The following is a 23,616-nucleotide window of genomic DNA, read 5'->3' on the forward strand; positions in this document are numbered from 1 at the left end:
CAGGCGTGCCCGAGGGCTACGACCCGTACGCCTTCGAGCCGTTCGCCGTCACCGTCGACCTCGCCGTCCTCACCCTCCGCGAGGAGCGCCTCCACGTCCTGCTCGTCGAGCGCGGCCAGGAGCCGTACGCCGGACACTGGGCCCTCCCCGGCGGCTTCGTCCTGCCCCGCGAGTCCGCCGAGCGGGCCGCCCGCCGCGAACTCGCCGAGGAGACCGGGCTCTCCGACGCCACCGTCGCCGGACTCCACCTCGAACAGCTCCGCACCTACAGCGAGCCCGACCGCGACCCGAGGATGCGGGTCGTCTCCGTCGCCTTCGCCGCGCTCGTACCCGACGCACCCGAACCGCGCGGCGGTGGAGACGCGGCACAGGCCCGGTGGATGCCGTACGGGAAGCACGGGCCGCTCGCCTTCGACCACGACCGCATCCTCGCCGACGCCCATGAACGGGTCGGCGCCAAGCTGGAGTACACCTGCCTCGCGACCGCCTTCTGCCCGCCCGAGTTCACCCTCGGCGAGCTGCGGCAGGTCTACGAGACGGTCTGGGGCGTCGAGCTCGACCGCCCCAACTTCCGGCGCAAGGTCCTCGCCACGCCCGGCTTCGTCCAGGCCGTGGAAGGACCGCCGCGCCTCACCGGCGGACGGGGGAAACCGGCCGCTCTCTACCGGGCGGGTGAGGCAACCACCCTCCACCCGCCCCTCCTGCGACCGGAAGGACGATCCACATGAACCCGACCCGCACCGCGACCAAGCAGGCCGCGACCGGCTCCCTGATCGGGCTGGCGCTCGGCGATGCGCTGGGCTTCCCGACCGAGTTCAAGGACGTGCCGTCGATCCTGGCCTCGTTCGGGCCCTGGCGGGAGATGCCGCTGCCCGTCAGGAACGGAAAGGCGTACGTCACCGACGACACCCAGATGGCCCTCGCCTTCGCCCGCGGCATCCGCACGGCGATGGACCGGGGAGTGCTCGCCCCCCTGCGGCTCGCCAGGCCCGTCCGGGACGAGTTCGTCGACTGGTACCACTCCCCGGAGAACAACCGCGCCCCCGGCAACACCTGCCTCCGCGCCTGCCGGCTCCTCGACGGCGACCGGCCCTGGCAGGACGCCAGCCAGCTCGGTTCCAAGGGCTGCGGCGCCAACATGCGCGTCACCCCCATCGGCCTCGTCCCCGGGCTCAGCGAGGAGCAGCGGGCCGGCGCCGCCCAGCTCCAGGCGGCCCTGACCCACGGCCACCCCACCGCGCTCGCCGCCTCCGACCTCACCGCCCGCGCCGTGTACCTCCTCGCCCAGGGCGTCGACCCGGCCGGACTCGTCGGACAGCTGCGCTCGTACGCGTTCGAGAACCGCTCCCGCTACCACGAGCACTGGCTCGGCGACCTCTGGACCCGCTCCCAGGACCCCTCCGCGCTCTCCTTCATCCGGCGCGGCTGGGACGAGTGCCTGGCCGTCCTGGAGCGCCTCGACGCCGTCCAGCGCACGGCCGACCCCGAGCTCGACCCCTGTACGTACACCGGTGACGGCTGGATCGCCGAGGAGGCCCTCGCGACCGGGCTCCTCTGCTTCCTCCTCTTCCCCGACGAGCCCCTCACCGTGCTGCGCCGGGCCGCCTGCACCCGGGGCGACTCCGACTCCATCGCCGCCCTCGCGGGCGCCTTCGCCGGCGCCCACCTCGGCGCGGACGCCTGGCCCAAGGAGTGGGAGGAGCGCATCGAGTACCGGAGCGACCTCCTGACCTTCGGCGCGCTCTGGGATGCTTGACCGATGACGCTCTCCCTCATGTCCGCCGGGTCCGAGGGGTCCGTCCTCGACGTCGACCTCGCCGCCGTCGTGGCCGAACAGCCCGACCCCCTGCTCTTCGCGACCGTCTCCGGCGCGCACCTGTACGGGTTCCCCTCCCGCGACTCGGACGTGGACCTGCGCGGCGCGCACCTGCTGCCGGTGGACGCGCTGATCGGGCTGCGCGAGCCCGAGGAGACCCGCAGCCGGATGTGGGACCGGGACGGCGTCGAGATGGACCTGGTCACGCACGACCTGCGGAAGTTCGCCCGGCTGATGCTGCGCCGCAACGGCTACGTCCTGGAGCAGCTCACCTCCCCGCTCGTCGCGCACACCACGGAGACCCACGCGGAGCTGGTCTCGCTCGTGCCCGAGGTGCTCACCCCTCACCACGCCCACCACTACCGGGGCTTCGCCGGCACCCAGTGGCGGCTCTTCGAGCGCAGCGGCGAGCTCAAGCCGCTGCTCTACACCTACCGGGCGCTGCTCACCGGCATCCACCTGATGCGGGCGGGCGAGGTGCAGGCCCATCTGCCGACCCTGGCCGAGGAGGTCGCCGAGGCGCCCGCCCGGCTGCCCGACCTCGTCGCGGCGAAGGCGGCGGCGGAGCACGGGCTCGCGGAGGTGGCGATCGAGGACGTACGGGCGGAGACGGAGGCCCTGCACGGGGTCCTGGACGAGGCACAGGCCGCGTCCGGGCTGGGGGAGACGCCGGTACGCGCCCACGGACTGCTGCACGACCTGGTCGTACGGGCGCGGTCGAACACCTCGGACACCCCCTAGAGCACGTCCGTCGCCGAGGAGCGGCGCGCGCGGATCAGGAAGTCCTGCACGCGCGCGTGGTCCGGTGTCGCCGGGAGCGGGGTCGCGTCGAGGGCGCGGTCGGCCTCCTCCTGGAGGCGGTTCATCCAGGACTCGACCTCGGGCCAGGTCACCTCGCCGCGCTTGACCGCGAGGAGACGCTCGCGGTCCTCGCCCACGTCGATCCGCAGCTCGCCCGAGCGCAGCAGGTCCCGGCAGCTGGTCAGCAGCCGCAGCAGATGCATGGCGTGCTTCCAGCGCGGGTGGCCGTACTGGCGGACGTCCGCGTCGAGCTTGCGGCGCTGCCCGCCCGCGTAACGGACGAAGGTCTGATGGGCCTGCCGGGAGAGGAAGGCGCCGCGCAGCGAGAGCAGTTCGCGGCCGAGGTCGTCGACGTACTCGACCACGGGGGAGTGGAGGCACTCCAGGACGTTCGGGTTGTTGCGGAGGGCCAGCTCGCAGAAGCGTTCCAGCTCCCAGCTGAACTGCTCCTCGCCCGGTCCCTCCACATGCGCGGGGGGCTTGTCGAAGTGCCAGAACAACGGCGTCGGGGCGAGGTACACGCCCCGGACGTCCGTGTCGCTGCCCTCGGTCGCGAGACCGAAGGCGCGCGAGCCCATCACACAGGAGTAGATCGTGTGGTCGCGCACCAGCTCGTCCGGAGTCATGCCGGTCAGGCTACGGCAGGGCTCTGACAAGGCCCTGTCAGGGCTGTGCACGCCAGGGCTGTGCCAGAGCTGTGTCAGGGCTGTGTCGGGGTGATCGAGCGGGGCTAGGCCAGCGTGATCGAGTCCCCCGAGACGGTGATCTGTTCGGCCGGCAACGGACGCGGAGCCGGTCCCGCCACCACCGAGGCGTCGGTGATGCGGTACTTGGAGCCGTGGCAGGGGCAGTCGATGGTGCCGTCCGCGACCTTGTTCACCAGACAGCCCTGATGGGTGCAGACGGCGGAGAACGCCTTGAACTCACCCGCCGTGGGCTGGGTCACGACCACCTTCTCCGCGGCGAAGACCGTGCCGCCGCCGACCGGGATGTCGGCGGTCTTGGCCAGGGCCTTGCCGCTCGGAGCGGCGGCGGAGGCGCTCGTCTCGGCGGGGGCGCTCGTGCCGGGGGTCGCCGGGGCGCTCGTGCCGGCGGGCGCGCTCGGGGTGGCCGGGGCGCTGGTGGTCGTACCGCCGTCGCCTCCGTCGTCCGAGCCGCAGCCCGCCGTCAGGGCCGCGGCCGCGACCAGGACGGTACGGCGGCTCGTGGCGCGTGCAGTCAGGTTGGTGACGTGTGAAGTCATACGGCCACCTTGGCGCCGCGGAGCCAAGGGGTCCCGCAACACGCCTACACCCGGGGTGTCAGCTCCCTCGCACGGCCGTCCGCGTCCCGCCGCACCTCCAGGACCGAGGTCACCGCCTCCCGCTCGATCGGCCCGTACACATGGGGGAAGAGCGTCCCTCCCGAGCCCTCCCGGCGGACCTCCCCGGCCAGCCGCTCCTCGTCGATCACCAGCACAAGGAGCGGGCCCGGCACGTCCTGGTAGCGGGCGTCGATGATCGCGAGGGCCGCGGCCTCGTCCGGCGAGCAGTGGACGAAGCCCTCGGCGGCGAGGGACGCCGGGGTGTACGGGGCATCGGGGGCGGCGGACCAGTCGGCGAGGGTGACGACGTGCAGCAACATGTCGACAGTTCTATCGCGCGGGATCACGGTGCCGGCCCCTACCCCGAGTGGCGGAACATACCGGTTCGGGTGACATTGGGCCTGTTCCGGACCGGACGAAAGGCAGGACCATGGCGGGAAACGACCTCGGCAGTCTCCTCGGGAGTCTCCTCGGAGGTGCCGGCGGCGGGCAGGGCAGTGGTGGCGGCGGAGGCGCCGGCGGCATCCTCGGCTCCCTGATCGGCGCCCTCGCCGGCGGCAAGGGCACGGGCGGCGCCGACGGCGCGAACCCGCTCGGCGGCCTCCTCGACATGCTGACCAGGTCGGGCCTCACCGACCAGACCCGGTCCTGGGTCGGCACCGGTGAGAACCAGCCCGTCAGCGGAGCCCAGATCGCCGACGCCCTCCCGGACGACACCCTGCGGCAGGTCGCCCAGGACGCCGGCGTCAGCCCGCAGGAGGCCGCCGACCAGATCGCGCAGTCGCTGCCGCAGGCCGTCGACAAGCTGACCCCGACCGGCTCGATGCCCCAGGGCTCCCTGGAGGACATCATCCGGGAGCAGAAGCTCTGACCCGACCTCCCGGCCCGTTCGGCTCCGAAGGCGCTCGCGGGCGCCCGTCCTCCGTCTCGGAGGGCGGGCGCCCCGGCACGTCCTCCGGCCCCTGACTAGGCTGAACGGAGCACTGACGCAGGCGAAGGAGCACGACGTGGCGGTACGAGCGGTCCGAGGAGCCGTCCAGCTGGAGCGGGACGAGGCCGGACACATGAGCGAGCAGGTCGAAGAGCTGCTCACCGCCGTCCTCGAGCGCAACGGACTCGACGCCGACGACCTCATCAGCATCTGGTTCACGGCCACCCCCGACCTCCACAGCGACTTCCCCGCCGCCGCGGCCCGCCGCATCGGCATCGTCGACGTCCCCCTGATCTGCGCGCAGGAGCTCGACATCGAGGGCGCGATGCCGAGGGTCGTCCGGCTCCTCGCCCACGTCGAGACCGAACTTCCCAAGTCCCGGATCGCGCACGTCTACCTCGGCGCCGCGGCCGCTCTGCGCAAGGACATCGCCCAGTGAGAACAGCGCTCGTCATCGGCACCGGACTGATCGGCACCTCCGCCGCGATCGCCCTCGCGGGCCGGGGCGTCACCGTCCATCTGCGCGACCACGACCCGGCGCGCGCCAGCACGGCCGCCGCGCTCGGCGCCGGCACCGACGAGGCGCCCGAGGGCCCCGTGGACCTCGTCATCGTCGCCGTACCCCCGGCGCACGTCGCCGCCACCCTCGCCGAGGCCATCACCGCCGGGCTCGGCCGCGGCTACCTCGACGTGGCGAGCGTCAAGGGCGGCCCCAAGCGCGAGCTGGAGGCCCTGGGCCTCGACCTCACCCCGTACATCGGTACGCACCCCATGTCCGGCAAGGAGCGCTCGGGCCCGCTCGCCGCGACCGCGGACCTCTTCGAGGGACGCCCCTGGGTGCTCACCCCGACCCGGGACACCGACACCGAGGTCCTCAACCTCGCCCTGGAGCTCGTCGCGCTGTGCCGGGCCGTCCCCGTCGTCATGGACGCCGACGCCCACGACCGCGCGGTCGCCCTGGTCTCCCACACTCCGCAGCTGGTGTCGTCGATGGTCGCCGCGCGCCTGGAGGAGGCCGACGAGTCGGCCGTACGGCTGTGCGGGCAGGGCATCCGGGACGTCACCCGGATCGCGGCCTCGGACCCGCGCATGTGGGTCGAGATCCTCTCCGCGAACCCCGGCCCCGTGGCCGACGTCCTCTCCGGCGTCGCCGCCGACCTCGACGAGACCGTCCGCGCCCTGCGCTCCCTCCAGTCCGCCGACGAGGACAAGCGCCGGGACGGCGCCTCGGGCGTCGAGGACGTGCTGCGCCGCGGCAACGCCGGCCGCTCCCGTGTCCCCGGCAAGCACGGCGCGGCGCCCACCGCGTACGAGACGGTCGCCGTCCTCATCAGCGACCAGCCGGGCGAGCTGGCCCGGATCTTCGCCGACGCGGGTCGTGCGGGGGTCAACATCGAGGACGTCCGCATCGAGCACGCGACCGGGCAGCAGGCGGGTCTGGTCCAGCTGATGGTGGATCCGTCGGCGGCGGCGGTGCTGGGGGCGGCGCTGCAGGAACGCGGCTGGGCCCTCCGAACGACCTGACGCGCCCGGCCCCGACAGTGGGGCCGCCCCTCGCAGCGGGACCGCGCCCACGCCTCGCACCGGGACCCGCGCCCCTGCCCGCACGGACCGCCGCCCCCGCCGCTGTGCGGGCCGCGCCGCCACTCACCGCCGTGTGGGCAATCGTCCCTCCCCCAGACTTCGTCCGGGGGGACCCCCAGGGCGGGACGGGTGGGCACACGGGACGGCGCCCTCTGGCGGCGCCTCCGCCCTTTGTGCCTGGCCCCGCACCCTGTTGTGCGGCGCGCACCCGGTGCGGGTTCAGGCGCGGAAGCCTAGGCCCGGCAAGGGGCGCCGTCCGTTGTGCCCACCCGTTCCGCCCCAGCGGAACAGTTGCCCACAACGGGGTGGGCGGGGGGACGGGTCCGGGCGGGTGGTCGCGACGGCGGTGGGTGGGGGGCCTGTGGGCTGGGCCGAATGGGGGCTGGGGACTCGGTAACCTTGTGGAGGTCCCCCGCATCTCCGCCGGGTCCAGACACTCACCCCAGGAAGGTGTTCCCACCGTGGAATCCGTGATCGTCGCCATCGACGGGCCCTCCGGCACGGGCAAGTCCAGCACCTCGAAGGCGGTCGCCGCCAAGCTGGGTCTGAGCTACCTCGACACCGGCGCCCAGTACCGGGCGATCACCTGGTGGATGATCAGCAACGGCGTGGACGTCCACGACGCCGAGGCCGTCGCCAACGCCGCCGCCAAGCCGGTCATCGTCTCCGGCACCGACCCGGCGCGGCCCACCATCACCGTCGACGGCGCCGACGCCGCCGCCCCGATCCGTACCGAAGAGGTCACCTCCAAGGTCAGCGCCGTCAGCGCCGTCCCCGAGGTGCGGAGCCTGATCACGGAGCTCCAGCGGTCCATCGCTCGCAGCGCCGAGCGCGGCATCGTCGTCGAGGGCCGGGACATCGGCACCACCGTCCTGCCCGACGCCGACCTCAAGATCTTCCTCACCGCCTCGCCCGAGGCCCGTGCCGCCCGCCGCTCCGGCGAGCTCAAGGGCGTCGACGTACAGGCGACGAAGGAAGCGCTGGTCAAGCGGGACGCGGCCGACTCCAGCCGGAAGACCTCGCCGCTCGCCAAGGCCGACGACGCCGTCGAGGTCGACACCACCGAGCTCACCCTCGACCAGGTCATCGAGTGCGTCGTCACCCTGGTGGACGAGAAGCGCGGAGCCGCCAAGTGACCGTGCCCTCCGAGAAGGGCGCCGCCGTCGGCCGACGCATCGGCATCGGGTTGATGTACGGCTTCTGGAAGCCGCGCGTCCTCGGCGCCTGGCGGGTGCCGGCCTCCGGCCCCGCCATCCTCGCCGTCAACCACGCGCACAACATCGACGGCCCCATGCTCATGGGCACCGCACCGCGCCCGGTGCACTTCCTCATCAAGAAGGAAGCCTTCGTCGGACCCCTCGGGCCCTTCCTGGAGGGCATCGGGCAGGTCAAGGTGGACCGCGACAGCACCGACCGGAACGCGATAGGCAACGCCCTGGGCGTCCTGGAGCAGGGCGGCGTCCTCGGGATCTTCCCCGAGGGAACCAGGGGCGACGGCGACTTCGCCTCGCTGCGCGCCGGCCTCGCCTACTTCGCCGTCCGCAGCGGCGCGCCGATCGTCCCGGTGGCCGTCCTGGGAAGCACCGAGCGCCGCGGACGGTTGGTCAAGGCACTGCCTCCGCTGCGTGCCCGCGTCGACGTCGTCTTCGGTGACGCCTTCGACGCGGGTGACGGCTCCGGCCGCCGCACGCGCAAGGCGCTCGACGAGGCCACCGTACGAATCCAGGGGAAGCTCACCGACCACCTGGAAAACGCCAGGCGCCTCACCGGGCGCTGAGCGAGACTTTCAGTAGTGGGCCCCGCGGCCCGGGGACCCACCGACCACGAATGATCAAGGAACGGACTTCATGAACGACCAGCACGACCACGGGGCACTTGGCGACGCCGAGTACGCGGAGTTCATGGAGCTCGCCTCCGAAGAAGGCTTCGACGTCGAAGAGATCGAGGGCGCGATCGAGGAGGCGGGCCACGGCCCGCTCCCCGTCCTCGCCGTCGTCGGCCGTCCGAACGTCGGCAAGTCGACCCTGGTGAACCGCATCATCGGCCGCCGTGAGGCCGTCGTCGAGGACAAGCCGGGCGTCACCCGCGACCGCGTCACCTACGAGGCCGAATGGGCCGGGCGCCGCTTCAAGGTCGTCGACACCGGCGGCTGGGAGCAGGACGTCCTCGGCATCGACGCCTCCGTCGCCGCCCAGGCCGAATTCGCCATCGAGGCCGCCGACGCCTGTCTCTTCGTCGTCGACGCCACCGTCGGCGCCACCGACACCGACGAGGCCGTCGTCAAGCTGCTGCGCCGCGCCGGGAAGCCGGTCGTCCTCGCTGCCAACAAGGTCGACGGACAGTCCGGCGAGGCTGACGCGGCCATGCTGTGGTCCCTGGGCCTCGGCGAGCCGTTCCCCGTCTCCTCGCTGCACGGCCGCGGCACCGGCGACCTCCTCGACGAGGTCCTGAAGAAGCTGCCCGAGGCCCCCGAGCAGCGCTTCGGCAACGCCGTCGGCGGCCCGCGCCGTATCGCCCTCATCGGCCGCCCGAACGTCGGCAAGTCCTCGCTGCTCAACAAGGTGGCGAACGAGGACCGCGTCGTCGTCAACGAGCTGGCCGGCACCACCCGCGACCCGGTCGACGAGCTGATCGAGCTCGGCGGCGTGACGTGGAAGTTCGTCGACACCGCCGGTATCCGCAAGAAGGTCCACCTCCAGGAGGGCGCGGACTACTACGCCTCCCTGCGGACGGCCGCCGCCGTCGAGAAGGCCGAGGTGGCCGTCATCCTCATCGACACCACCGACAACATCTCCGTCCAGGACCAGCGCATCATCACGATGGCGGTCGAGTCGGGCCGCGCCATCGTCATCGCCTACAACAAGTGGGACGAGCTCGACGAGGAGCGCCGCTACTACCTCGAGCGCGAGATCGAGACCGAGATGCAGCAGGTCGCCTGGGCGCCCCGCGTCAACGTCTCCGCCAAGACCGGCCGCCACATGGAGAAGCTGGTCCCGGCCATCGAGACCGCCCTCGCCGGCTGGGAGACCCGCGTCCCCACCGGTCGGCTCAACGCCTTCCTCGGTGAGATCGTCGCGGCCCACCCGCACCCGATCCGCGGCGGCAAGCAGCCCCGCATCCTCTTCGGCACGCAGGCGGGCACCAAGCCGCCCCGCTTCGTGCTCTTCGCCTCCGGCTTCCTGGAGGCCGGCTACCGCCGCTTCATCGAGCGCCGCCTCCGCGAGGAGTTCGGCTTCGAGGGCACCCCGATCCACATCTCGGTCCGGGTGCGCGAGAAGCGCGGCCGCAAGAAGTAGTCCCCCCGTGCCGGGCACGGACTGAGGACACGGCGGAGGGCCGGGGCGATCGCGCCCCGGCCCTCCGCCGTTCCCCCGGTGTGCCGTGTGACCTAGATGCCCCTGCGGGGCCCGGGTGGCAGCGCCGCCTGCGTGTGCGTGGGGGTCGGCGGGTACGGCGTCGACCAGGCCGTCGGATACGCCGACGTGTACCGGTGGCCCTGCCCGTGTCCGTACACGCCCGTGCTCACCGCCGTACCGAACGCCCGGAACGTCAGCTCCTCCTCGCCGCTGCGGTCACCCGGCAGCGTGCGGAACGACCTGCGGTACTCCGAGTACAGGGCGTCGTAGATCGGCGTGGGCGAGGCCCCCGCCGTGACGTCCTGCGCCGGGCGCATCGAAGGGATCTGACTCGGATACGGCTGGAGGAAGGGGTCGTATGCGTGCACGTAGGTGCCAACGACCCCGCCGCCCGTCGGATGCGGGCGGCTCTCCGAAAGGGGCGCGTGCCGGGGGCGCGGCACGGTCGGAGTCCCGGCGCCTGCGGAGCCCGTAGGCCCTGCCGGTACGCCGGATACCCGCGCCCACCCTATGCCCGGCCGGCCGTCCTCCATCAGGTACCGGCCAGCGGCATCGCGGCGGCGACCAGCCGCCCGTTCGCTGCGGCCTTCTCCAATGCGTCGCGCAGCAGGTCCTCTCGCGGCTGCTGGCCGATCGAGCCGACCGGGGCGGCGAAGACCAGCACCGTGTGCGACTTGTTGGCCGCCGCACGCCAGCCCTCGGTGACCTGGAGCGGCTGGTGGGCCTGCCACCAGGCGGCCTGCCCGGCGCCGCCGGGGCCCGGCTGGAGGACGGAGTGCAGCTGGCCCATGGCCACCAGGACCGACCAGCCCGGCAGCGCCGCCGGCTTCTCGTCGAGGTTCATGACCTGGTGGAAGCCCTGGTCGGCCAGGAGCGGCAGGAACTCGTCGGTGAGACCGTCCGAACCCGGACGGGCCACCGGCGCGGTCGGCTCCACGACGAGGGCCGGGTGCAGCTCGCCGTCGATCAGGACGAGACCGCTGGTGACGCCGAGCACGGCCTGCTCGGGGTGGGCGGCGGACAGCGCGTCGGCGGTGTCCGAGGCCGTGATGGAGGCGACGGCGCCCTGCAGCTGCTCCTCGGCGACCCGGACGACCTGCGACGGAATGCAGCTGGCGTGGGCGAACGCGAGGACCGCGGTCTCGTCGCCGACGAACAGCACCGTGCTGGTGCGCTCCTGCTCGGAGTCCCCCGGCGTGCGGCAGGAGGTGCAGTCGTAGCTGCCCGGGGCGTTGTCGCCGGCGAGCAGCCGGTCCGCTTCTTCGTCGCCGATCTCGGCGCGTACGTCCTCGCTGACGTCGAGCATGCGCGGCACGGGGGGCTCCCTGGACTCGGTACGGGGGGACGCCGGGCGGTTCCCGGTCGTCTCATGCCGAGTTCAACGGGTCAGGCTCGGCCGGGGTCACGCGTGGAAGGGAGGCAACTTGCCGGCGGCTCGTGCGGAGACGGGCGGGAGGGCGGCGGGAAGGGGGTGCGAAGGAGGGTGACTCCGACCGGGTGGGGTGTGAACAGTGTTCCGCGCGGCACGGGCCGGGGGCGGCGGGGCGCTGCCTAGCCTGCCCCGATGTCGAAGATCCGATTTTGGACGACGGGTTCGCTCGTGGCGGCGTCCGCCGCCGCGCTGCTGACCCTGGCCCCGGCAGCCGCCCTGGCCCGGGACGTGCCGGACGGCCCGAGGAACACGTCCGCCGTGCTCCGGGAGGTGTCGGACGGGCTTCGGGCGGCCGCCGCCGTGCCCGCCTACCCCTGCGCGTGGGACCAGTGGCCGTGGGGCTGTGTCGCCGAGTGCGAGAGCAGCGGGGACTGGCACATCAACACCGGAAACGGCTTCTACGGAGGGCTCCAGTTCTGGCACCCGACCTGGGTCGAGCACGGCGGACTGCGGTACGCGCCGCGCGCCGACCTGGCGACCCGCCCCCAGCAGATCACCGTCGCGGAGGAGGTGCTCCGCACCCAGGGATGGGAGGCCTGGCCGGTCTGCTCCAAGCGGTACGGCCTGAGCGGGCGGGCCCACACCGTCCAGCCCGGCGACACCCTCAGCTCCATCGCCCGCCGCTTCGGGATCAGGGGCGGCTGGCAGGCGCTGTACGAGGCGAACCGGAGCCTCATCGGGCCCGACCCGAACCGGGTCGTCGTCGGGACGATGCTGCGGATCGACCCGCTGTGAGGGGCCGCGGGGCCGTCACCCGAGCTCGGCCGGCTCCCCGCTGAACGCGAGGGAACCGCGCCGCAGCTCGTGCACGAGGGTCCCGGGCGGCAGCCCGTCCGGGACCCGCTGCTCCGCCAGGACCACGGCGGCGCCGCCCTCCACGGCGAGCGCGACCAGCCCTTGGTACGTACGGGCCGCGAGCGGCGGGGCCAGGCCGAGCGACGGCTCGTCGACCAGCACCACGCGCGCGTGGAGGGTCAGGAGGGCGCGGGAGAGGGCCAGCATGCGGCGCTCGCCGCCGGAGAGGGTTCCGGCGGTGCGGTCCAGGAGGGGGAGGAGTTCGGGGTACGGGGGGCCGGCCCCGGGGCTCGTGAGCGCGAGGTTCTCGGCGACGGTGAGGCCCGCGTACACCGCCTGCAGGTCCGGGACGAAGCACAGCCCGCGGCGTGCCCGTTCGTGCGCCGGGAGGCGGGTCACGTCGGCGCCCCGCCACAGGACCCGGCCGGCGGAGAGGCGTACCGTGCCGGCGAGTGCGCGCAGGGCCGTCGTACGTCCGGAGCCGTTACGGCCCAGGAGGACGGTGACCGTGCCGGCCGGGACGGGCAGGTCCAGGCCGTGCAGGGCCTCCAGGGGTCCGTAGCGGACCCGGGCGGTGCGCAGGGCGATCTCGACGCTCATGATCCGGGCCTCATCTCTCGGCGCTCATGACACGATCCGGCCGCCTTCCATGGTGTGCACCCTGTGGGCGATGCCCGCGACGAGATCCGGGTCGTGTTCGACCACCAGGACGGTCAGGCCGTCCGCGGCCAGCGCGGTGAGGACCCGGGCGAGCGCCGCCGTCTCGGCGGCGTCGAGACCGGCGGCGGGCTCGTCGAGGAGCAGGGTGTGCGGCTGCCCCGCGAGCGCGCGCGCCAGCTCGACCCGGCGCAGGGTCCCGGTGGGCAGGTCCGCGGCCGGGGCGTGCCGTACGGGTCCGGCGAGGCCCAGCAGACGGAGGCTCCGCTCGACCGCGGCGGGGTCCTTCCGGACGTGGCCCTGCTCCTCGCCGAGGCGGACGTTCTCCTCGACGGTGAGGGACGGGAAGACGGCCAGGCGCTGGAAGGTCCGGGCGATGCCCAGGCGGGTGCGGGCGTGGGCCGAGCGGTGGGTGATGTCGGCGCCGTCGAGGGTGATGCGGCCCTCGCGGGGGCGGAGGGTGCCGGCGAGGCAGTCGAAGAGGGTGCTTTTGCCGGCGCCGTTGGGGCCGACGAGGGCGGTGATGCGGGAGGGGGCGAGGTCGAGGGTGACGCGGTCGAGGGCGGTGACCCCGCCGGGGTGGGTGAGGGTGAGGTGGTGGGCGCGGAGTCTCGCGGGGGCGACGCGGGGGGCGGCGGCGGGTGCGTCGGCGGGTGTGGGGCGGTGGGGGCGCGCCCGGACTTCGGCCGGACGGGGGCTCCCACCGCCACCACGCCCGCGGCTGATCGGGAGAAGCGCCGGTTCTCCCGTGCGGGGCCCGGCGCCGTCGGCGGCTTTCGGCGCGTCGGTCTTCCGCGGGAGGAAGGTCGTCAGCGGGCGTACCCGCCCCGTGAAGGCCGCCAGGAGGCCCAGCGCCACCGCCGCCGTACCCGCGTACGAGCCCGCGTCCAGGGTCGTCAGGACGGCAGCCGCCGCCAGGGGGGTCAGGAGGCTGTCCGCGCCCAGGACCAGGACCGCGGCGAACCACAGCAGGCCGCGGACCGGGTCGTAGGCCTCCGGGTCGAAGGCGCGCAGGCCCATGCCGAGCAGGCCGCCGCCCAGGGCCGCCAGGGCCGCGCCCAGGACGAACGCGAGGAGCTTCAGACCGGGGACCGCGACGCCCGCCGCCTCCGCGCCCGGTTCATGGTCCCGCAGCGCCGCGAGCGCCCGGCCCGTGCGGCCCCGGCGGAGTGCCGCCACCAGGACCAGGCAGCCCGCGAGAACGACCAGTTCCAGGGCGTAGAAGGCGCGGTCGTCGGCGAAGCCCGCAGGGCGCCCGAGGGACAGGCCGGCCGTCGCGTACGGCTGGGTGAGGACGAAGCGGCTCACCGCCACGCCCGTCGCCAGCGTCACGAGCGCCAGCGCCAGGCCGTGCCGGCGGATCGCGGGCCAGCCCGTGAGGAGGCCCACCGCCCCGACCAGCGGCACCGCCAGGCAGAGGGCCAGGAGGCCCGGGACCCCGCGTGCCGTGAGCAGCGCCGTGAACAGGGCGCCCAGGCCGGCGTAGGCCGCCTGCCCGAGCGCGATCTGGCCGCCCCGTCCCGCCACCACGACCAGGGACAGCAGGATCACCGCCAGCGCCGGGACCTGGATCGCCGTGTGCAGGTCCGAGCCGGCGAAGCCGAGCGGAAGCAGGAACAGCACGCCCACGACGAGCCACACGGCCCCCGGCACCCGCCCCGAGCGCACCGGCGGCGGCAGCGCGTCCCGGCCCTTGCCGCCGATCCCCGGCAGGACGAGCGCGGCGACCAGGAGCGCCACCACGAACAGGTTCGCCCCGACGGCCTGGACCAGCGGCCCCGCCCACCCCTGCGGGTGCAGCCGGGTGAGCTGGGCCTGGGCGATGCCGAGGGCGAGCGCGGCCACCACCGCCACCGGCAGGGACCGCATCCGGGCGATGACGGCGACCGCGAGCACCTCCAGGACGAGCAGCGGCATCCCGTACGGGTCGAGCCGGACGTACGGGGCGAGGAGCACCCCGGTGAGCCCGGCGGTGAACGAGCCGAAGGCCCAGCCGGCCGCCGCGACCCGGTCCGCGTCGATCCCGGAGAGCACCGCGAGCGGCCGGTTGTCGATCACGGCCCGCAGCTCCCGGCCGAACCGGGTCCACCGGGTCACCGCCCCCACCAGGCAGACGAGCGCCACCACCGTCCCGAGCTGCGTCCAGGGATCGTCGCCGAGGAGCACGGGCACGTCGTCGCGGGCCCCCTGGCCCCACAGCAGCACCGCCGCGCCCACGAGCAGGACGAAGACGCCGATGGAGGCCACCAGGGACTGCGCCGGGTTCGCCTCCCGCCGGGCGAGCGGCCGGAACACCGCGAGGTCCAGGACGAGCCCGATGCCGGGGGCGACGACGAGGAGGGTGACGAGGGCGCCGGCCGGCAGCGGCCAGCCCCAGACGACCACCAGCTGGCGGAGCACGTACGCGCAGATCATGGCCACCGCGCCGTGCGCCAGGTTCAGTACGCCGGTCGCCCGGTAGGTGACGATCAGCCCGATCCCGGTGAGCGCGGCGGCGCTGCCGACCGCGAGGCCGGCGAGCGTCAACTCGTACGTCAGGGAGTCCATCAGGGCGGCCACGGCTCACATACCGGGCAGGGGGCCAGGGCCGCTGCTCCGACCTCCGTCGCCTCGGGCTTGCCCGCGATCAGCGGGCAGTCCGGCCGGTGCGCGAGCGTCCCGCCCGGGACGCGGAGCGGCGGGCCGTCGGAGGAGGGCGGGGGATTCTCCTCCGCCACGGGGCCGTGTTCCGGCAGGGGGCCGTCCTCCGGTGTGCCCCCGCCGCGCGGTTCCGGAGGGCGTACGGGACGTGCGTACGCCGCCACCACGAGCATCGCGCCCGCCACGATCAGGGCCGCTCCCGGCACCGTGCACGAGGCCAGATAGGGCAGCTGCCGTTCCACGAACCGCTCGCCGGAGATCCCGTACCAGCCGAGCACGCACAGCACCGCGCCCCCGGCGGCCGCCACGAGACCGCTCCACAGCAGGATCCGGGATGTCGGCACGGCGACCTCCCTCGCTTCTTCCTCACGATCTGCCCTGATCTTGCACTATGCCCCGATACGTCCCACCCTGGAAGCATCGGGCCGGCCGGCCCGGAGGGACACCCGGTGGTGAGCCAGATGGTTTTCGCACGACTCGGCCGACGCCCCCGGCTGGCCGCCCTCGCGGCCGCCGCCGTCCTGGTGCTCACTCCCGTCGCGGCGGGCTGCTCCGACGACGGTGCCGGTGGCGGAGAGGGCCGCTACGACGACACCGGGACCTCCACCGCGACCACCGCGCCCACCGGGGCCGACGAACCCGACGACCCCGCCGCCGCCCAGGCGGAGATCACCAGGAACTGGACGGCGTTCTTCGACCCCGGGACCCCGGCCGCCGAGCGGGTGAAGCTCCTGGAGAACGGGGAGCAGATGCAGCAGGTCCTCGCCGCCTTCGGCGGGGACAAGAACGCGGCCATGACCTCGGCGAAGGTCACCGGCGTCGAGTTCACCTCCGCCACCGAGGCCAACGTGACGTACGACCTGCTGGTCGGCGGAGCCCCCGCGCTGCCCGACTCGCAGGGCACGTCCGTCCTCCAGAACGACACCTGGAAGGTCACCGTGAAGACGCTGTGCGGCCTGGTCCAGCTGAGCGGTGTCACCGTTCAGGGCTGCTGAGGCGGGAGCGGCGCTGCTCCTGGCCCTGCTGCTTCTGCTCCTCACGGCCTGCGGCAGCCGGCTCCCGGAGCGCGCCTTCGAGACGCGGCCCACCGCCAACCCCTCCGGCGGTGAGCCGCTCCGCGTAGGGATCATCACCAGCGTCACCAGTCCCGTCGGCGGGCAGGCCTTCACGGGCACGCGTGACGGAGCCCGCGCCTGGTTCGACGCCCTCAACGCGCGCGGTGGCCTGGACGGGCGCCGGATCGAGGTCGAGACCTGCGACGACGGCGGCAGCGGTGTCGGCAACAACGCGTGCGTGCACCGGCTGATCGACGAGCGCGGAGTCTTCGCCCTGGTCGCCACCACCGCTCTGGACTACGCGGGCGCGCCCCTCGTCTCCCGCGCCGGGGTGCCCGACATCGGCGGCCAGCCCCTCACCCCCGCGTACGACACCTATCCGCATCTGTACGGGATCTACGGCAGCTCCGCCCCGCGCACCGGGAAGGAGCCCGGCTGGGGCGGGGTCCTGTACGGCGGGACCGAGGTCTACCGCTGGTTCGAGGAGGAGAAGGGGGCTCGGACCGCCGCCGTCGTCTCCTACAACCAGACCGCGTCCGCCGCGTACGCCCGGCTGGTCACCCGGGGGCTGCGCGCCGAGGGCTACCGGGTCGTCGAGGAACAGGTGGACTTCGCCCTGCCCAACTTCCGCGCCGTCGCCGCCGATCTGCGGGCCCAGCACGTCGACGTCGTCTTCGACGCCATGGACACCCACGGCAACGTCCGCCTGTGCGAGGCGATGGAGACTCTCGGTGTACGGGTCGACGCCAAGGTCACCAACGTGCAGAACTGGTCCTCGTCCGTCGCCCGCGACTACGCCCGCGCGCCCGGCTGCCGGGACGCCCTGTGGGCGACCGGCGCCAGCCGCAACCACCAGGACACCGGGCATCCGGCGGTCCGCGAGTTCCGGGCGGCGATGGGGGACCGGCCGCTGTCGCAGTGGCAGCTGGAGGGGTGGGCGGCGGCGATGTGGTTCACCGACGCGGCCCGCTCCTGCCTCGCCGGCGGCGCACTCACCCGTGCGTGCGTCGAGACGTATCTCAACCGTCCGGAGGGGTACACCGCGCGGGGGCTGTTGCTCCCCGTCCGCTACGAGCACCTCGCGCGACCGCCGACGACCCGGAACACCTGTCTGTCCGTGGCCCGTTGGCAGGACGGCCGGGGCTGGGTGAGCCAGGGGGAGATGACGGAGAACTGCGCGACCGTGCCCCAGCTCGGCTACCGCCCGTGACCCTCCCCGGCTACGGCCCGTGAACGGCGCCCCTCCACCGGCAGTACAGTCGGGCGACCGATCAACTGACCGGGGGGAACCGGCAGCGCGATGCGAATCTCCTTTCTGCTCCACAACGGCTACCACTACGGCGGCACGATCCGGACGACGTTCACCCTCGCCGAGGAACTGGCGAAACGGCACGAGGTCGAGATCGTCTCGGTGTTCCGCCACCGCGACCGTCCCCTCCTCGGCCTGCCCTCCGGGGTGACCCTGCGCCACCTCGTCGACCTGCGCAAGGACAGTCCCGGATACGACGGCGACCGCCCCGACTTCCACCGGCCCGCCGAGGTCTTCCCGCGCGGCGACGGACGCTGGAAGCAGTACAGCGCGCTCACCGACGCCCGGATCGGGGAGCACCTGCGCGGCGTCGAGACCGACGTCCTCGTCGGCACCCGCCCCGGGCTCAACGTGCAGCTCGTCCGGCAGGCCCGGCGGGGGCCGGTCCTCGTCGGACAGGAGCACCTGATCCTCGACGGCCACACCTTCCGGCTGCGCCGGGACATCGGCCACGAGTACGCGCTCCTCGACGCCGTCACCACCGTCACCGAGGCGGACGCCCGCGCCTACCGGAAGCTGGGGCTGCCCGGCGTACGCGTCGAGTCCGTGCCCAACAGCGTGCCCGCGCCCCCGGGGCCGCCCGCCGACCCCGCGGCGAGGACCGTCGTCGCGGCGGGCCGGCTCACCGGCGTCAAGCGGTACGACCTGCTGATCGACGCCTTCGCCGAGGTGGCCGCCGACCACCCCGACTGGAAGCTGCGGATCTACGGCAGCGGCGACGCCGTCCAGAACCTCAAGGGGCCGCTGACCCGGCAGATCAAGGACCGGGGGCTCGGCGAGCAGGTCTTTCTGATGGGCTCGGCGACCCCGTTGGAACCGGAGCTGGCCAAGGGCTCGATCGCCGCGGTGACCTCGCAGCGCGAGTCCTTCGGCATGACCATCGTCGAGGCGATGCGCTGCGGACTCCCGGTGGTCTCCACCGACTGCCCGCACGGGCCGGGCGAGATCATCGAGGACGGGGTCGACGGATTCCTGGTGCCGGTCGACGACGTGGCGGCGTTCGCGCGGGCGCTGCGCCGGCTCGTCGAGGACGACGAGCTGCGGGCCAAGACGGCACGGGCGGCGCTCGACGCGTCCGAGCGGTTCGACCCGGTCCGGATCGCCGCCCGGCACGAGGCGCTGTGGACGGAGCTTGTCGAGCGGGGCGCGAGCCGGCGCACCCATCCGCAGGGCCGGGTGGCGCTGCACGCCGGGACCGGCCGGGCGATCGACGCGGTCTACGCCCTGAAGGCGAGGGTCGGTCGGCTCGTCCGCCGCTTCCGCTGACCGCTGTGCTCCCGGTGCCGCCCGCTCATTGCGGACAGAAGTCGTCCGCGAGGGCTGGCAGACTCGGGGCCATGTTGGAGACCTCCGCACGGCTCTTGCGTCTGCTCTCGTTGCTCCAGGCCCACCGCGAGTGGTCCGGTGCCGACCTCGCCGACCGGCTCGGGGTCACGCCCCGCACCGTACGGCGGGACGTCGACCGGCTCCGTGAGCTCGGCTATCCGGTCAACGCGAGCCCCGGGACCGGCGGTGGGTATCAGCTGGGTGCCGGGGCCGAGCTGCCGCCGCTGCTCCTCGACGACGAGGAGGCCGTGGCGGTCGCCGTCGGCCTGCGCGCCGCCGCCGGGCAGGGCGTCGAGGGCATCGGCGAGAGCTCCGTACGTGCCCTGGCCAAGCTGGAGCAGGTGCTTCCGGGGCGGCTGCGGCGCCGGGTGAGCGCGCTGAACGCCTTCACCGTCCCGATGCTGCGCACCCCGCGCGAGCGGATCGACCCGGCCGTCCTCACCGAACTCGCCAACGCCTGCCGGGACACCGAGCGGCTGCGTTTCGAGTACCGGGACCACGGCGGGGCCACCACCCGCCGGAACGTCGAGCCGCACCGTCTGGTGTGCAGCGAGCGGCGCTGGTACCTGGTCGCCTGGGACGTGGACCGGGCCGAATGGCGCACCTTCCGCGCCGACCGGATCGTGCCCACGCCGCCGCACGGGCCCCGCTTCCCGCCCCGTGAGCCGCCGGCCGAGGATCTGGCCGCCTATGTGGCGAAGGGCGTGTCCACCGCGGCGTACGCGACCGAGGCGACGATCCGGCTGCATGTGCCGCTCGCCGAGGCCGCCGCGGCCGTCGGCGCGGCCGACGGCGTCCTGACTGCGGACGGGGAGGATGCCTGCCTGCTCCGGACCGGGGCCCACAGCCTCGATGTGATGGTGATCCATGTGTCGCTGATCGGCTTCGAGTTCGAGGTGCTCGACCCGCCGGAGCTGGTCGACCGTGTGCGGGCGCTCAGGGACCTGTTGTCCCGTTCCCTCGACCGGTCGGTCTCCGCTCCGGCGGCGGGGTCGTGATCCGCATCCGCTCGTAGTCCGCGAACTCGGGGTGGTGCAGGTCGAAGGCCGGCGCCTCGGAGCGGATCCGGGGGACGGCGTCGAAGTTGTGCCGGGGCGGCGGGCAGGAGGTGGCCCATTCGAGGGAGCGGCCGAAGCCCCACGGGTCGTCCACGTCGACCTTCGCCCCGTACAGCGTGGTCCGCCACACGTTGTAGAGGAAGGGCAGGGTGGACGCGCCGAGCAGGAAGGAGCCGATGGTGGACACGGTGTTGAGCGCGGTGAAGCCGTCCGCCTCCAGGTAGTCGGCGTACCGGCGGGGCATGCCCTCCGCGCCGAGCCAGTGCTGCACCAGGAAGGTCAGGTGGAAGCCGATGAAGAGGGTCCAGAAGTGGATCTTCCCGAGCCGCTCGTCGAGCATCCGGCCGGTGAACTTGGGCCACCAGAAGGTGAAGCCGGCGAAGGTCGCGAAGACGACCGTGCCGAAGACCGTGTAGTGGAAGTGGGCGACCACGAAGTACGAGTCGGTGACCTGGAAGTCCATCGGCGGCGAGGCGAGGATCACCCCGGTGAGGCCGCCGAAGAGGAAGGACACCAGGAAGCCGACGGACCACAGCATCGGGGTCTCGAAGGAGAGCGAGCCGCGCAGCATCGTCCCGGTCCAGTTGAAGAACTTCACCCCGGTGGGCACCGCGATGAGGAACGAGAGCAGCGAGAAGAACGGCAGCAGCACCGCGCCCGTCGCGAACATGTGGTGGGCCCAGACGACCACCGACAGGCCGGTGATCGCCATGGTGGCGGCGATCAGCGTGGTGTAGCCGAAGATCGGCTTGCGGGCGAAGACGGGGATGATCTCGCTGACGATCCCGAAGAACGGCAGCGCGATGATGTAGACCTCCGGGTGGCCGAAGAACCAGAAGAGGTGCTGCCAGAGCAGCGCGCCGCCGTTCTCCGGCTGGAAGACCACCGAGCCGAGGCGCCGGTCCGCCTCCAGGACGAGCAGGGCGGCGGCGAGCACGGGGAAGGCGACGATCACCAGGACCGCCGTGAAGAGCACGTTCCAGGTGAAGATCGGCACCCGGAACATGGTCATGCCGGGCGCCCGCATCCCGACGATCGTCGCGAGGAAGTTCACCGAGGTCAGGATGGTCCCGAAGCCGGAGAGCGCGAGCCCCACGATCCACAGGTCGACGCCGACGCCGGGGGACCGTTCCAGGCTGTTGAGCGGGGCGTAGGCGGTCCAGCCGAAGGCGGCCGGGCCGGTCGGGGTGAGCAGTGAGCCGATCACCATCAGGCTGCCGAAGAGGAACAGCCAGTACGAGAACATGTTCAGCCGCGGGAAGGCGACGTCGGGCGAGCCGATCTGCAGCGGCACCAGCTCGTTGGCGAAGCCGGCGAAGGTCGGCGTGGCGAAGAGCAGCAGCATGATCGTGCCGTGCAGGGTGAAGGCCTGGTTGAACTCCTGGTTCGTGAGCAGCTGGAGTCCCGGGCGGGCCAGCTCGGCCCGCATCAGCATCGCCATGAGTCCGGCGATGAGGAAGAAGACGAAGGCGGTCACCAGATAGAGGTGGCCGATCTTCTTGTGGTCGGTGGTGGTGAGCCAGTCGATCATGATCCGGCCGTGCCGCTCGCGGCTCGATTCGACGGTCGCGGTCGCTGTCCCGTTGCCCATCCGCTGCCTCCGCTTCGCCGTCGTCCCGGCTCCGCGTCTCCGGGGCGTTCGGACAGCGTAAGCATTGTGTAAGGGAAGAGTGAGCGGATCGCGTGCGCGTCGCCGAGACAATTCGGGACGGGCGGAGTGGGAGAGCTGAATTACCCGCGTTCTCTCGGCACTTCCGACCCCTTGGTGCGAACTACCGGATGGCCTTCGGAATTACTGGAGAAACGGCCGGAAATCGTGGCGCGGAGTGACCGGGGTCATGCCCCACATATGTCGAGAACTTGTGACACAAGCGTGACCGCCAAGGGACTAACGTGAGGGTCATGGCACCCACATCGCGCACTCCCGAACCGCCTCGCGACGCCCCCGAGTCCTATGTGGGCCTCGACGCGGAAGGCGCCGCACAGCTCGCCAGGACGCGGGGCTGGAGCACCGTGAGGTCGCTCCCGCCCGGCTCGATCATCACCATGGAGTACCTCGCCGGACGCATCAACTTCGAGGTCGAGGGCGGCAAGGTCACCCGCTGCTGGCTCGGCTGAGGGAACGGAACGGAACGGCGCCGGCGAACCGGGCCGCGCCAGGGCGCCCCGTACCCGGGCACGCGGAAGGGCCCCGGCCGAGGTTCGGCCGGGGCCCTTCCGTACGTGTGGGCGGGTGCTCGCGGTCAGCCGCGGGTCGCCGGGGCGCGGCCGCCGGCCACTCCCGAGCGGGTCGCCGGAGCGCGGCCGCCGGCCACTCCGGCCGGCCCCCGGACCGGCTCCTCGGACCCGGGCGGGAAGTACCCCGGGCGGGGTCCCCCGGAGGCCACGGGCAGCGAGGGAACCAGACGGCGACGGTCCCGCAGCCGGTCCCGTACCCGGTCGCGCAGGGCGAGGATCCACGACTCCGCCACCGCGAGGACCGGCTCGCACCAGGGCAGGGCGAGCAGGATCAGGAGTCCGGCGGCCCAGCCGAGGAGGACGTCGCTCAGCCAGTGCGTACCCAGATACACCGTGGTGAGTCCGACGCCGAGCGCGACCACGGCGGAGAGCGCCGACAGATAGCGCCTGGCCCTCGGGGTGGTCGCGAGATAGGCGAGGATGCCCCAGGTCACGACCGCGTTGGCGGTGTGACCCGAGGGGAATATGTCGCCGCCGGCGAAGAGCTCGGCGGAACCGACCTCGGTCGCGTAGTGGGGTCCGAGACGGCCGAGCCCGAGCTTGACCGCGCCGACCGTGACATTGAGCAGCAGGAGGGCGGCGCCGAGGCAGAGCAGCGGCCGCAGGGTGTGCTGGCGCCAGGAGCGCCAGCCCAGCCAGGCGGCCACCATGACGGCCGTGGGGCCGCGCTGGCCGAGGACGACGTAGTAGTCGAGGAAGCCGTGGATCTCCGGCCACTGCTGATAGGGCCGGAAGAGCATGATCTTCCAGTCGAGGGTCACCAGCCACGTCGAGAGCAGCACGGCGACGACCATGGCGAGATAGAACGCCGATGTCCCGCCGAAGAGGGCGAGACGCGTGCGGGTCATCCGCGGGACCTCTATCTTCGGCGGTTCCGGCTCCCGGTCCAGCCGGGCAAAGATGTCGGTACGCACCCAATCGACGTTACAGGGAGTGAGTAGCAGACCCGGTCGTTCCGGTCTGTTCGTGATGTTGATGTGATGTGGAGTAGGTCTCAGTCGATGGCCTATTCCAGGCGTCCGTCGGGAAATCCGATGACCTTCCGCCCTATTGGAGCGGGACCGATTCCGGAAGAGTGTTTGAACGCGCGGGAATTGCTTCAAACAGGTGTCCGTACGGAATTCCATGCGACGCGCGGGCCGCCCCGAGTGGCGTACGCCACACCCCGCGGCCCGCCGGGGTGAGAGCTGCACCACGCGCTCGGGCCTTGAACTCGCGTACGCTGACGGCTCACTCGCCCGTCGATGCCGGGCCGCCCCAGGGGCATAAGCCCTGGTCGGGGCCCGCCGAGCGCGAGAGCTTCACTGGGAGGTAC

25 protein-coding genes are annotated in these 23,616 nt (G+C 73.0%); 15 read left to right on the plus strand and 10 right to left on the minus strand.

Annotated features, from left to right (window positions below):
• The first annotated feature begins 5 nt into the window (after positions 1 to 5).
• The 3 genes from N5875_RS30265 to N5875_RS30275 are packed head-to-tail and all read left to right on the plus strand — an operon-like array spanning position 6 to position 2,557.
• A complete protein-coding gene (locus N5875_RS30265) occupies positions 6 to 728 on the plus strand; it encodes an NUDIX domain-containing protein (RefSeq protein ID WP_318207036.1) in 723 nt (240 codons plus the stop codon).
• Entirely contained in the window at positions 725 to 1,756 is a 1,032-nt protein-coding gene (locus N5875_RS30270; RefSeq protein WP_338497343.1) for an ADP-ribosylglycohydrolase family protein, read from the plus strand. The genes N5875_RS30265 and N5875_RS30270 overlap by 4 nt, the downstream gene beginning before the upstream one ends.
• Before the next feature lie 3 nt (positions 1,757 to 1,759).
• Positions 1,760 to 2,557, plus strand: a complete 798-nt coding sequence (locus N5875_RS30275; protein ID WP_318207034.1) for a nucleotidyltransferase domain-containing protein — start codon at positions 1,760 to 1,762, stop codon at positions 2,555 to 2,557.
• Here N5875_RS30275 and N5875_RS30280 read toward each other — a convergent pair.
• The 3 genes from N5875_RS30280 to N5875_RS30290 all read right to left on the minus strand — a co-directional run bounded on the left by N5875_RS30280 (position 2,554) and on the right by N5875_RS30290 (position 4,240).
• Positions 2,554 to 3,243 (minus strand): nucleotidyltransferase domain-containing protein, encoded by a 690-nt coding sequence (locus N5875_RS30280; protein WP_338497345.1) that lies wholly within the window; start codon positions 3,241 to 3,243, stop codon positions 2,554 to 2,556. The two genes, N5875_RS30275 and N5875_RS30280, sit on opposite strands and share 4 nt — an antisense overlap.
• Positions 3,244 to 3,347: 104 nt before the next feature.
• Positions 3,348 to 3,839, minus strand: coding sequence for a Rieske 2Fe-2S domain-containing protein (locus N5875_RS30285; protein WP_338499312.1), 492 nt, complete (start codon positions 3,837 to 3,839; stop codon positions 3,348 to 3,350).
• 65 nt (positions 3,840 to 3,904) lie between these two features.
• A complete protein-coding gene (locus N5875_RS30290; protein WP_318207032.1) occupies positions 3,905 to 4,240 on the minus strand; it encodes a DUF952 domain-containing protein in 336 nt (111 codons plus the stop codon).
• A 110-nt stretch (positions 4,241 to 4,350) separates the two neighbouring features.
• Between N5875_RS30290 and N5875_RS30295 the strand changes: the two genes are divergently transcribed.
• The 6 genes from N5875_RS30295 to der all read left to right on the plus strand — a co-directional run bounded on the left by N5875_RS30295 (position 4,351) and on the right by der (position 9,731).
• Positions 4,351 to 4,791, plus strand: a complete 441-nt coding sequence (locus N5875_RS30295; RefSeq protein WP_318207031.1) for a YidB family protein — start codon at positions 4,351 to 4,353, stop codon at positions 4,789 to 4,791.
• A gap of 136 nt (positions 4,792 to 4,927) precedes the next feature.
• Positions 4,928 to 5,290, plus strand: a complete 363-nt coding sequence (gene aroH / locus N5875_RS30300; protein WP_030315684.1) for a chorismate mutase — start codon at positions 4,928 to 4,930, stop codon at positions 5,288 to 5,290.
• Positions 5,287 to 6,375 carry a prephenate dehydrogenase gene (locus N5875_RS30305; protein WP_318207030.1) on the plus strand — a complete coding sequence of 363 codons (1,089 nt, stop codon included), beginning with the start codon at positions 5,287 to 5,289 and terminating at the stop codon, positions 6,373 to 6,375. The genes aroH and N5875_RS30305 overlap by 4 nt, the downstream gene beginning before the upstream one ends.
• 521 nt (positions 6,376 to 6,896) lie before the next feature.
• A complete protein-coding gene (gene cmk / locus N5875_RS30310) occupies positions 6,897 to 7,571 on the plus strand; it encodes a (d)CMP kinase (protein WP_338497350.1) in 675 nt (224 codons plus the stop codon).
• Between the two features lie 53 nt (positions 7,572 to 7,624).
• A complete protein-coding gene (locus N5875_RS30315) occupies positions 7,625 to 8,212 on the plus strand; it encodes a lysophospholipid acyltransferase family protein (RefSeq protein ID WP_318207375.1) in 588 nt (195 codons plus the stop codon).
• 70 nt (positions 8,213 to 8,282) lie between these two features.
• The gene (der, locus tag N5875_RS30320) at positions 8,283 to 9,731 is read left to right on the plus strand and encodes a ribosome biogenesis GTPase Der (protein WP_318207028.1); all 1,449 of its coding nucleotides are present in this window, start codon (positions 8,283 to 8,285) and stop codon (positions 9,729 to 9,731) included.
• Between the two features lie 92 nt (positions 9,732 to 9,823).
• Here der and N5875_RS30325 read toward each other — a convergent pair whose 3' ends face one another.
• Positions 9,824 to 10,159 (minus strand): hypothetical protein, encoded by a 336-nt coding sequence (locus tag N5875_RS30325; protein WP_318207027.1) that lies wholly within the window; start codon positions 10,157 to 10,159, stop codon positions 9,824 to 9,826.
• Positions 10,160 to 10,323: 164 nt separating this feature from the next.
• Positions 10,324 to 11,106: a hypothetical protein gene (locus tag N5875_RS30330; RefSeq protein WP_318207026.1), complete on the minus strand. Its 783-nt coding sequence runs from the start codon at positions 11,104 to 11,106 to the stop codon at positions 10,324 to 10,326.
• 249 nt (positions 11,107 to 11,355) lie between these two features.
• Between N5875_RS30330 and N5875_RS30335 the strand changes: the two genes are divergently transcribed.
• Positions 11,356 to 11,958: a transglycosylase family protein gene (locus tag N5875_RS30335; RefSeq protein ID WP_318207025.1), complete on the plus strand. Its 603-nt coding sequence runs from the start codon at positions 11,356 to 11,358 to the stop codon at positions 11,956 to 11,958.
• 15 nt (positions 11,959 to 11,973) lie between these two features.
• On the opposite strand, the gene N5875_RS30340 is transcribed toward N5875_RS30335, so the two are convergent.
• Genes N5875_RS30340 through N5875_RS30350 form a run of 3 tightly spaced genes read right to left on the minus strand, consistent with a single transcriptional unit; the run spans position 11,974 to position 15,659 of the window.
• Positions 11,974 to 12,618, minus strand: coding sequence for an ATP-binding cassette domain-containing protein (locus N5875_RS30340; RefSeq protein WP_318207024.1), 645 nt, complete (start codon positions 12,616 to 12,618; stop codon positions 11,974 to 11,976).
• Between the two features lie 24 nt (positions 12,619 to 12,642).
• On the minus strand, positions 12,643 to 15,222 hold the full coding sequence (locus N5875_RS30345) for an ATP-binding cassette domain-containing protein (protein WP_318207374.1): 2,580 nt from the start codon (positions 15,220 to 15,222) through the stop codon (positions 12,643 to 12,645).
• On the minus strand, positions 15,222 to 15,659 hold the full coding sequence (locus N5875_RS30350; protein WP_318207023.1) for a hypothetical protein: 438 nt from the start codon (positions 15,657 to 15,659) through the stop codon (positions 15,222 to 15,224). The genes N5875_RS30345 and N5875_RS30350 overlap by 1 nt, the downstream gene beginning before the upstream one ends.
• A 117-nt stretch (positions 15,660 to 15,776) precedes the next feature.
• On the opposite strand from N5875_RS30350, the gene N5875_RS30355 reads away from it, so the two are divergent.
• The 4 genes from N5875_RS30355 to N5875_RS30370 all read left to right on the plus strand — a co-directional run bounded on the left by N5875_RS30355 (position 15,777) and on the right by N5875_RS30370 (position 20,003).
• Entirely contained in the window at positions 15,777 to 16,310 is a 534-nt protein-coding gene (locus tag N5875_RS30355) for a hypothetical protein (protein ID WP_318207022.1), read from the plus strand.
• Positions 16,288 to 17,580 (plus strand): ABC transporter substrate-binding protein, encoded by a 1,293-nt coding sequence (locus N5875_RS30360; RefSeq protein ID WP_338497353.1) that lies wholly within the window; start codon positions 16,288 to 16,290, stop codon positions 17,578 to 17,580. The genes N5875_RS30355 and N5875_RS30360 overlap by 23 nt, the downstream gene beginning before the upstream one ends.
• Positions 17,581 to 17,670: 90 nt before the next feature.
• Entirely contained in the window at positions 17,671 to 18,945 is a 1,275-nt protein-coding gene (locus tag N5875_RS30365) for a glycosyltransferase family 4 protein (protein WP_338497355.1), read from the plus strand.
• A gap of 71 nt (positions 18,946 to 19,016) precedes the next feature.
• The gene (locus N5875_RS30370; RefSeq protein WP_338497357.1) at positions 19,017 to 20,003 is read left to right on the plus strand and encodes a YafY family protein; all 987 of its coding nucleotides are present in this window, start codon (positions 19,017 to 19,019) and stop codon (positions 20,001 to 20,003) included.
• Here the strand turns inward: N5875_RS30370 and ctaD are convergent.
• Positions 19,942 to 21,654 (minus strand): cytochrome c oxidase subunit I, encoded by a 1,713-nt coding sequence (ctaD, locus tag N5875_RS30375; RefSeq protein ID WP_338497359.1) that lies wholly within the window; start codon positions 21,652 to 21,654, stop codon positions 19,942 to 19,944. The genes N5875_RS30370 and ctaD overlap by 62 nt on opposite strands.
• Positions 21,655 to 21,965: 311 nt before the next feature.
• On the opposite strand from ctaD, the gene N5875_RS30380 reads away from it, so the two are divergent.
• The gene (locus N5875_RS30380; RefSeq protein WP_338497360.1) at positions 21,966 to 22,181 is read left to right on the plus strand and encodes an I78 family peptidase inhibitor; all 216 of its coding nucleotides are present in this window, start codon (positions 21,966 to 21,968) and stop codon (positions 22,179 to 22,181) included.
• A gap of 125 nt (positions 22,182 to 22,306) precedes the next feature.
• Here the strand turns inward: N5875_RS30380 and N5875_RS30385 are convergent, their stop codons facing one another.
• Positions 22,307 to 23,215, minus strand: coding sequence for a phosphatase PAP2 family protein (locus tag N5875_RS30385; RefSeq protein ID WP_338497361.1), 909 nt, complete (start codon positions 23,213 to 23,215; stop codon positions 22,307 to 22,309).
• Positions 23,216 to 23,616 lie beyond the last annotated feature (401 nt).

This window comes from Streptomyces sp. SJL17-4 (assembly GCF_036826855.1).
Taxonomy (GTDB): Bacteria; Actinomycetota; Actinomycetes; order Streptomycetales; family Streptomycetaceae; genus Streptomyces.

What these genes read in the sequence shown, in the direction of transcription:
- N5875_RS30280 (WP_338497345.1), bottom strand. Translation starts at nt 3,243, where the DNA reads ATGACTCCGGACGAGCTGGTGCGCGACCACACGATCTACTCCTGTGTG.
- der (WP_318207028.1), top strand. Translation starts at nt 8,283, where the DNA reads ATGAACGACCAGCACGACCACGGGGCACTTGGCGACGCCGAGTACGCG.
- N5875_RS30340 (WP_318207024.1), bottom strand. Translation starts at nt 12,618, where the DNA reads ATGAGCGTCGAGATCGCCCTGCGCACCGCCCGGGTCCGCTACGGACCC.
- N5875_RS30315 (WP_318207375.1), top strand. Translation starts at nt 7,625, where the DNA reads ATGTACGGCTTCTGGAAGCCGCGCGTCCTCGGCGCCTGGCGGGTGCCG.
- N5875_RS30345 (WP_318207374.1), bottom strand. Translation starts at nt 15,222, where the DNA reads ATGGACTCCCTGACGTACGAGTTGACGCTCGCCGGCCTCGCGGTCGGC.
- N5875_RS30355 (WP_318207022.1), top strand. Translation starts at nt 15,777, where the DNA reads ATGGTTTTCGCACGACTCGGCCGACGCCCCCGGCTGGCCGCCCTCGCG.
- N5875_RS30295 (WP_318207031.1), top strand. Translation starts at nt 4,351, where the DNA reads ATGGCGGGAAACGACCTCGGCAGTCTCCTCGGGAGTCTCCTCGGAGGT.
- N5875_RS30335 (WP_318207025.1), top strand. Translation starts at nt 11,356, where the DNA reads ATGTCGAAGATCCGATTTTGGACGACGGGTTCGCTCGTGGCGGCGTCC.
- N5875_RS30290 (WP_318207032.1), bottom strand. Translation starts at nt 4,240, where the DNA reads ATGTTGCTGCACGTCGTCACCCTCGCCGACTGGTCCGCCGCCCCCGAT.
- N5875_RS30365 (WP_338497355.1), top strand. Translation starts at nt 17,671, where the DNA reads ATGCGAATCTCCTTTCTGCTCCACAACGGCTACCACTACGGCGGCACG.
- ctaD (WP_338497359.1), bottom strand. Translation starts at nt 21,654, where the DNA reads ATGGGCAACGGGACAGCGACCGCGACCGTCGAATCGAGCCGCGAGCGG.
- N5875_RS30270 (WP_338497343.1), top strand. Translation starts at nt 725, where the DNA reads ATGAACCCGACCCGCACCGCGACCAAGCAGGCCGCGACCGGCTCCCTG.
- N5875_RS30370 (WP_338497357.1), top strand. Translation starts at nt 19,017, where the DNA reads ATGTTGGAGACCTCCGCACGGCTCTTGCGTCTGCTCTCGTTGCTCCAG.
- N5875_RS30275 (WP_318207034.1), top strand. Translation starts at nt 1,760, where the DNA reads ATGACGCTCTCCCTCATGTCCGCCGGGTCCGAGGGGTCCGTCCTCGAC.
- N5875_RS30380 (WP_338497360.1), top strand. Translation starts at nt 21,966, where the DNA reads ATGGCACCCACATCGCGCACTCCCGAACCGCCTCGCGACGCCCCCGAG.